This is a genomic window from Streptomyces tremellae (assembly GCF_039540215.1).
GTDB lineage: Bacteria > Actinomycetota > Actinomycetes > Streptomycetales > Streptomycetaceae > Streptomyces > Streptomyces tremellae.
Genome location: NZ_BAABEP010000039.1, coordinates 40,567 through 47,421 on the forward strand (window position 1 = coordinate 40,567; position 6,855 = coordinate 47,421).

Sequence of the window (6,855 nt, forward strand, 5' to 3'; positions counted from 1 at the left end):
AACATTGACGGGTGAGCCTGACTGAGTCACATTGAGCACCACTCAAATTCAGTGGCTCGCAGTGTCGCTGCGTCCCCCACCCCACACCGCTGATCGCCCACACCGCCCCACATCGCCGCACACGCAGTGCCAGGGAGAGCGCCCATGCCGACGGAACAGCGCGGAGTCGACACCATCCCGGAAGGGGAACGCACCAGCGGCCCCCGCGACCTGATGAGCATCCTGCTGGGGTCCAACCTCTGCCTCGGCGTGGTCATCTTCGGCTGGCTGCCGGTCTCCTACGGCCTCGGCATGGCCGGGGCCGTCACCTCGATCGTGGCCGGGACCGTCGCCGGGGTCGTGGTCACCGCGCCGCTCGCGCTGGTGTCGCTGCGCACCGGCACCAACCTGTCCACGTCGAGCGGGGCCGCCTTCGGGGTGCGCGGGCGCCTCGTGGGCTCGGTGGTCGGGCTGCTGCTCTCGCTCGGCTACACGGCGCTGACGCTGTGGATCGGCGGAGACGTCACGGTCTCCACGCTCGCCCGGCTGACCGGGCTGCCGACCGGCGGCGCCGTGCACACCGCGGTGTACGCGGTGCTCGCCGCCCTCACCGTCGTCGGCGCGGTCTACGGCTACCAGCTGCTGCTGCGGATGAGCAAGGCGCTCGCGGTCGTCATGACGGCCCTGCTGGTCGCGGGTCTGTTCGCGTACGCGCCGCACCTGACGACGCGGGCGCCCGCGCACACCCCGTACCTGCTCGGCTCGTTCTGGCCGACCTGGCTGCTGTCGGCGGTGACGGCGGGCCTGAGCGGCCCGGTCGCCTTCATCACCCTGCTCGGCGACTACACCCGCTATGTCTCGCCGCGCCGCCACGGCAGGCACACGGTGTACGCGGCGACCTGCGCGGGCCTGTTCGCCGGGCTGCTGGTGCCGCAGCTGTTCGGCACGTACACGGCCTACGCGGCGCACGCGGCGCTCGACTACGCGGGACCGCTGGTCGCCGCGTCGCCCGGCTGGTACCTGGTGCCGCTGCTCGTGGTGGCGCTCGCGGGGTCCGTGGGCAACTCCGGCCTGATGCTCTACTCGATGGGCCTCGACCTGGACGCGATCCTGCCGCGCGCCACCCGCGTGCGGGCCACCCTGGTGGTCGCCGTCGTCGCCACCGTCTTCGTCTTCGTGGGGCACTTCGCGTGGGACGCGCAGAACGCGATGACCACCTTCGTACTGCTGCTCACCGCGGTCGGCATGCCCTGGGCGGTGATCACCCTGATCGCCCACCGCAGGACGGGCGGGGTGTACGACGCCGACGCGCTGCAGGTCTTCAACCGGCGCAGCCGGGGCGGCGTCTACTGGTACCGGGCCGGCTGGAACCCGCGCGCCACGCTCGCCTGGGCGGTGGGCGCCGCGGTCGGCCTGTGCGGGGTCTCGACGCCGTACGAGGGGCCGCTGCTGCGGCTCACGGGCGGTATCGACTGCTCGTTCGTGCTCTCGGGGCTCGCGGGCGGCGCGGTCTACCTGGTGCTGACGCGCACGGCCCCGGTGCCCGCGGCCGCCCTTGCGGGCGAGTCGGCCTGAGGCCGCGCCCGTCCCGCCCGCCGCACGCGGCGGGCGGGACGGCCGGGAACCACCGCTCAGGACGCCTGCTTGTCCCGGCTGAAGAAGCCGATCATGTCCTCCAGGGTCGCGTCGCCGAAGGCCCCGGCCGCCTCCCCTGCCGCGGCGATACGCGGGAACACTGCCTCTTCGTACGCGGCGAGCGCGGCCTCGGTGTCGCCGGGGTGCGCGGCGAGGGCGAGCCCCAGCTCGGCGCCGTCCTGGAGCGCCAGGTTGGCGCCCTCGCCGTCCGGGGGCGCGAGGTGGGCCGCGTCGCCGACGAGGGTGACCCCCGGCGTGCGCTCCCAGCGGTGCCCGGTCGGCAGCCCGTGGAGGGGCCGCAGCACGGGCGCCGTGTCGGAGTCCGTGATCAGCGCGGTCAGCTCGGGCGCCCAGCCGTCGAACTCGGCGGCGATCCGCGCGGTGGCCGCTGCGGCGTCGGTGAAGTCGACGGCGTCGAACCACGCGAGCGGCCTGGTGAGCGAGACGTAGGCGTGCAGTGTCTCGCCGCTCTCGTGGTGCGCGCCCATCCACCGCTCGTTCGTGTCGAACGCGAACATCGAACCGCCGCCGACCGCCTTGGCGGTGGCCGGGTGCCGGGTCTCCGCGTCGAAGAGGTACGTCTCCACGAAGGAGGTGCCCGCGTACGCGGGCACCTCGTCGGAGACCAGCGGTCGCACCCTGGACCAGGCGCCGTCCGCGCCCACCAGCAGCGCGGCGGTGGCGGTGGTGCCGTCCGCGAAGGCCACCTCGTGGCGCCCACCGCCGAGGGGCCGGGCGCCGGCGACCTTGCGGCCCCAGCGGACGGTGCCCTCGGGCAGCGAGTCGAGCAGGATGCGCCGCAGGTCGCCGCGTTGGATCTCGGGGCGGCCTCCGGTGCCGTCGTCGGGCTGGTCGAACAGGACCGTGCCGTCGGGGGTCAGCGCGCGGACGGCCTGGCGGCCTTCGAGGACCGCGCCGCGGAACGCGTCGAGGAGTCCTGCCGCTTCCAGGGCCGGCTGGCCGTTGTCGTCGTGGATGTCGAGCATCCCGCCCTGGTCGCGCGAGGTCGGCGAGGGCTCGCCCTCGTAGACGGTGGCGGGGATGCCGTGGAGGTGCAGGACGCGGGCGAGGACGAGGCCGCCGAGCCCGGCGCCGACGATCGTGACATGGGTCCGCATGGGGTTCCTTGCCTGTCGGGGCCCCGCGGGGCGGTCACCCCGCGGTTCTGCCCCAGGTTCGCCGCCCCCGTCGACAGGGCGCCGACAGCCTCCCGACGCCCCCGACAGCCCGCCGACACCGCTCGCGGCGGGCGCTCCTGGCCCCGGCGTGCGCGCGGGGCCGGCCGGGGCGTCCCCGGCCGGCCCTGCGGGGTGGTTCAGGCGACGCGGTGCAGCCAGCCGTGGGCGTCCTCGGCGGCGCCTGTCTGGATGTCGAGGAGCGTCCTGCGCAGCCGCATGGTGACCTCGCCCGGCGCGGGGACCGTCCAGTCGCCCGCCTTGGACTTGACCTGGCCGACGGGGGTGATGACGGCGGCGGTGCCGCAGCCGAAGACCTCGGTCAGCGAGCCGTCCGCCGAGGCCCTGCGCCAGTCCTCGACGGAGATCCGCTCCTCCGCGACCTCGTAGCCGAGGTCGGCGGCGATGGTGAGGAGGGAGTCGCGGACGATGCCCGCGAGGAGGGAGCCGGAGAAGGCGGGCGTGGCGACCCTGTCGCCGTAGACGAAGAACAGGTTGTTGGTGCCCATCTCCTCGATCCACCGGCGCTCGACACCGTCGAGCCAGACCACCTGGTCGCAGCCGTGGGCGGTGGCCTCGGCCTGCGCCAGCAGCGAGGAGGCGTAGTTGCCGCCCGCCTTGGCCTCGCCGGTGCCGCCGGGGGCCGCGCGGACGTAGTCGTCGGAGATCCACACCGAGACCGGCTTCACGCCGCCGCTGAAGTAGGCGCCCGCGGGCGAGGCGATGACGATGAACAGGAACTCGTTGGCCGGGTGCACGCCGACGCCGACCTCGGTGGCGAACATGAAGGGCCGCAGGTAGAGGCTCTCCTCGCCGCTCGCGGGGACCCAGTCGACGTCCTGCCTGACCAGGGCGTCGCATGCGGCGACGAACAGCTCCTCGGGCAGCTCGGGCATGGCCATGCGGCGGGCGGAGCGCTGGAAGCGGCGGGCGTTGGCCTCGGGCCTGAAGGTGGCGACGGAGCCGTCGGCCTGCCGGTACGCCTTGAGCCCCTCGAAGATCGTCTGCGCGTAGTGCAGCGTCATGTTGGCGGGGTCGATGGACAGCGGGGCGTACGGCACCAGCTGGGCGTCGTGCCAGCCGCGGCCCTCCGTCCAGCTGATCGTCACCATGTGGTCGGTGAAGTGGCGGCCGAAACCGGGGTTGGCCAGGATGCGCTCGCGCTCGGCGGCGGGAACCAGGTTCGACGAGGGCTTGAGCTCGATCGTGGGCGTGGTCATCAGTAATCGTCCTTCACCGGTTGTGTGTGGCGGACCGCGTCACACCCCTGGCCGCCCACGACTACGAGGACGTCCGAGTATCCCCGGGAACAGCGGTCGCAGCACGATTATCACGCGTGCGGGGGCAGCCGGAGAGCGGGAGGAGGGTGAGTACGGCCACTGGGGGTGGTGCGCCCGGTGGCGGCATGCGGCAGCCGCCGGGCGCGGTGTGCACCCGGCGGCTGTGGTGTTTCCGTCGGGTCAGCCCGCTACGCGTACCGCGAGCGCGTCGCCGATCTCGTCGGTGGTGCGGGGGGTCCCGTCGCGCTCGGTGAGGTCGGCCGCGACGGCCTCCTCGACGGCGGTGGCCTCGGCGTCGAAGCCGAGGTGGCGCAGGAGCAGGACGACCGAGAGCACGGTCGCCGTGGGGTCGGCCTTGCCCTGGCCCGCGATGTCCGGCGCGGAGCCGTGGACCGGCTCGAACATGGACGGGAAGGTGCCGTCCGGGTTGATGTTCGCCGACGCGGCGATGCCGATGCCGCCGGAGACCGCGGCGGCGAGGTCGGTCAGGATGTCGCCGAAGAGGTTGTCGGTGACGATCACGTCGAACCGCTCGGGCTGGGTGACCAGGAAGATCGTCGCGGCGTCGACGTGCAGGTAGTCCGTGGTGACCTCGGGGTACTCCCGGCCCACGCGGTCGAAGATGTTCTTCCACATGTGTCCCGCGTAGACGAGGACGTTGTTCTTGTGGACCAGCGTCAGCTTCTTGCGGGGGCGGGCGTCGGCCCGCTCGTACGCGTCGCGCACGACCCGCTCCACGCCGTACGCGGTGTTGAGGCTGACCTCGGTGGCCACCTCGGCGGGGGTGCCGGTGCGCAGCGAGCCGCCGTTGCCGGTGTACGGGCCCTCGGTGCCCTCACGCACGACGACGAAGTCGATCGACGGGTCTCCCGCGAGCGGCGACGAGGTGTTCGGGAAGAGGCGCGAGGGGCGCAGGTTCACATAGTGGTCGAAGGCGAAGCGCAGCTTGAGCAGCAGCCCGCGCTCCAGCACGCCCGAGGGGACGGACGGGTCGCCGATGGCGCCGAGCAGGATGGCGTCGTGGGCCTTGAGCGCTTCGAGTTCCTCGTCGGGGAGGGTCTCCCCGGTGCGGTGCCAGCGGCCCGCGCCGAGGTCGTAGTGCTTGGTCTCCAGCTTCACGTCCTGCGGCAGGACGGCTTCCAGGACCTTGAGGCCCTGGGCCACGACTTCCTTGCCGATGCCGTCACCGGGGATCACTGCGAGATCGATGCTGCGAGACATGTCCGCAGCCTAGCGCGCGTCCCAGAGGATGACATCGGGCGTCCACATGACGGACGGGAGGCCGGTCCCCCGCGGGGGCTCAGTGGCCGGTGGACCCGCCGTTGTCCCTGCGGTCGAGGGCGCGCTGGAGGGCGGCGGCCGCGTTCCTGCGGTCGGACTCGCTCGTGCGGGGGGTGTGGCGGACCCGGGTGCGGCGGACGATCGTCTCTGCCATGGGGATCGACTCCTTCTGCCAGCTGGAGCCGCGCGGCGGCGGGGCGCGCGCGGCGCACGGAGGGGTGACCGGAACCAGGGGCGGGGGACCCGCCCCGCAGGGGTGGCCTGCCTCTGGGGCTGTCCGCGTCCGCCGCCGCTCGATGGAGCGTCAACGTCCGGCACTCTCCACGCTAAGGGAGCCCGTACGCGCTGTCTGCATCATTACTCGGACTTCCTACTATCTGAGACGGACGGCACCCTCCAGGTGGTACGGACGCTCCCGCGCGGGCGGCGGGGGAACCCGCGGGCGCGGCCGTGGGCCGTCCGCGGCCGCCGTTTCCGCGCGGCCCGCGGGGGCAGCAGAACGCGCGGGAGGGGTGGCCATGAGCGCATGGACGGCGGGGCTCAGACGGTTCGGGCGGCTCGGCGGGCGCCGCGCGAGGCGTCTCGGCGGCGACGGGGCGCGGCGGGCGGCGGACAGCCCGGCCATGGAGGTGGCGGCCCGCTGGGGCTTCACCGCCTGCGGGGCGATCTACGTGCTGATCGGGGTGCTCGCGCTGCGGATCGCGGGCGACGGCGGGCACGGCGGGCAGCAGGCGGACAGGGGCGGCGCGCTCGCGGAGCTCGCGGGCACCCCGTTCGGCGCGGTGCTGCTGTGGGCGGTGGGCGTCGGGCTGGCCGGAATGGCGCTGTGGCGGCTGTCGGAAGCGGTGGCAGGCGCGGCGACGGTGGACGGGCGCACGGTGCGGCTGCGGCTGCTGTCCGCGCTGCGCTGCGTGTTCTACGGCTTCGCCGCGTACTCCGTGCTGGCCTTCGCGCTCGGTGATCGCGGCAGCGGGAGCGGCGCGAGCGACGCGCAGTCCCGCGATGTGACGGCGCGGGCGCTCGGAGTGCCGGGCGGGCGGTGGATCGTGGGGGTGCTGGCCGCGGCCGTCGTGGTGACCGGCGTCTGGATGGCGGTGCTCGCGGTGCTGCGGCGCTTCCGCAGGCAGCTGCGGCCCGCGCGGATGTCCAGGGCGGCCCGTGTCTGTGTCGACGTGACCGGGGTGGCGGGCGGCGCGGCGCGCGGGCTGACCGTGGCGGCGGCCGGCGCCTTCGCGCTGGAGGCGGCCGCGGCCTACGACCCCGACCGCGCCAAGGGCTTCGACGACACGCTGCGCTCCTTCGCCGCCGCGCCCGCCGGGGTGTGGCTGCTCGGCCTCGTCGCCCTCGGGCTCGCCCTGTTCGGCCTGCACTGCTTCGGCATGGCGCGCTGGCACCGGGTGTCCTGAGCCGCGTCCCCGGCACGGGCGGATACGGATACGGCGCGGGCGGATACGGCGCGGGCGGATACGGCGCGGGCGGATACGGCGCGGGCGGATACGGCCGGG

Annotated in this window: 6 protein-coding genes; 2 read left to right on the forward strand and 4 right to left on the reverse strand. The window is 74.1% G+C overall.

Going from position 1 to position 6,855, the window contains the following annotated elements:
- The first annotated feature begins 144 nt into the window (after positions 1 to 144).
- Positions 145 to 1,554: a cytosine permease gene (locus ABEA77_RS23410; RefSeq protein ID WP_345650984.1), complete on the forward strand. Its 1,410-nt coding sequence runs from the start codon at positions 145 to 147 to the stop codon at positions 1,552 to 1,554.
- A gap of 56 nt (positions 1,555 to 1,610) precedes the next feature.
- Here ABEA77_RS23410 and ABEA77_RS23415 read toward each other — a convergent pair whose 3' ends face one another.
- The 4 genes from ABEA77_RS23415 to ABEA77_RS23430 all read right to left on the reverse strand — a co-directional run bounded on the left by ABEA77_RS23415 (position 1,611) and on the right by ABEA77_RS23430 (position 5,504).
- On the reverse strand, positions 1,611 to 2,732 hold the full coding sequence (locus ABEA77_RS23415) for an FAD-dependent oxidoreductase (RefSeq protein ID WP_345650987.1): 1,122 nt from the start codon (positions 2,730 to 2,732) through the stop codon (positions 1,611 to 1,613).
- A 197-nt stretch (positions 2,733 to 2,929) separates the two neighbouring features.
- Positions 2,930 to 4,009 (reverse strand): branched-chain amino acid aminotransferase, encoded by a 1,080-nt coding sequence (locus ABEA77_RS23420; protein WP_345650990.1) that lies wholly within the window; start codon positions 4,007 to 4,009, stop codon positions 2,930 to 2,932.
- Between the two features lie 240 nt (positions 4,010 to 4,249).
- Positions 4,250 to 5,290, reverse strand: coding sequence for a 3-isopropylmalate dehydrogenase (locus ABEA77_RS23425; RefSeq protein ID WP_345650993.1), 1,041 nt, complete (start codon positions 5,288 to 5,290; stop codon positions 4,250 to 4,252).
- A 79-nt stretch (positions 5,291 to 5,369) separates the two neighbouring features.
- Positions 5,370 to 5,504 (reverse strand): hypothetical protein, encoded by a 135-nt coding sequence (locus ABEA77_RS23430; RefSeq protein ID WP_345650996.1) that lies wholly within the window; start codon positions 5,502 to 5,504, stop codon positions 5,370 to 5,372.
- Between the two features lie 364 nt (positions 5,505 to 5,868).
- Here ABEA77_RS23430 and ABEA77_RS23435 point away from each other — a divergent pair, with 364 nt between their 5' ends.
- Complete coding sequence (locus ABEA77_RS23435) at positions 5,869 to 6,756, forward strand: DUF1206 domain-containing protein (protein ID WP_425588369.1); 888 nt, start codon at positions 5,869 to 5,871, stop codon at positions 6,754 to 6,756.
- Positions 6,757 to 6,855: the final 99 nt, after the last annotated feature.

Coding starts and splice junctions, on each gene's coding strand:
- ABEA77_RS23425 (WP_345650993.1), bottom strand. CDS start 5,290: ATGTCTCGCAGCATCGATCTCGCAGTGATCCCCGGTGACGGCATCGGC.
- ABEA77_RS23430 (WP_345650996.1), bottom strand. CDS start 5,504: ATGGCAGAGACGATCGTCCGCCGCACCCGGGTCCGCCACACCCCCCGC.
- ABEA77_RS23410 (WP_345650984.1), top strand. CDS start 145: ATGCCGACGGAACAGCGCGGAGTCGACACCATCCCGGAAGGGGAACGC.
- ABEA77_RS23435 (WP_425588369.1), top strand. CDS start 5,869: ATGAGCGCATGGACGGCGGGGCTCAGACGGTTCGGGCGGCTCGGCGGG.
- ABEA77_RS23420 (WP_345650990.1), bottom strand. CDS start 4,009: ATGACCACGCCCACGATCGAGCTCAAGCCCTCGTCGAACCTGGTTCCC.
- ABEA77_RS23415 (WP_345650987.1), bottom strand. CDS start 2,732: ATGCGGACCCATGTCACGATCGTCGGCGCCGGGCTCGGCGGCCTCGTC.